The 391-nt window shown below is 41.7% G+C and carries 1 pseudogene; it reads right to left on the bottom strand.

Features of this window, described 5'->3' with window-relative positions:
* A pseudogene (locus H5975_RS08440) lies at positions 1 to 391 on the bottom strand (helix-turn-helix domain-containing protein); the annotation flags it as partial.

Here is a 391-nt window from a genome sequence, read left to right as displayed (position 1 = left end):
CCAAGTTAGACGTACGGAATACACCATCATTAATCCACTGATACAAAGTCACAACAGACTTAGGGATCAGTGAATCATCACTCATCAAATCACGTGCCTTATAAATAGCTGCTTGAGGAGAGTAACGACGCTCATCAAATTCACCAAGCATTAATTGGTCGGCCAATTGTAAAAAACGCTTTGAGCGGTAATATAAACGAGGACGACCGGACCGTTGGTGGCATTTACGATAAATATTCTGACCAGCTTCATAACTGTAGATGTGATAAGGGTCTTATCATCGAATTTTTGACGACGAATTTGGCGAACTGTACCACGTTTAAGCTCATTATTAATGGTTTGGTGGTTCACTCCTAATTGACGACCGATTGCGCGATTGGAAAGTCCTTGC

It is taken from the genome of Limosilactobacillus coleohominis (assembly GCF_016901675.1).
GTDB lineage: Bacteria > Bacillota > Bacilli > Lactobacillales > Lactobacillaceae > Limosilactobacillus > Limosilactobacillus intestinavium.
The sequence above is the reverse complement of the archived record's forward strand: the minus strand, read 5'-3'. Positions and strand labels throughout refer to the sequence as shown.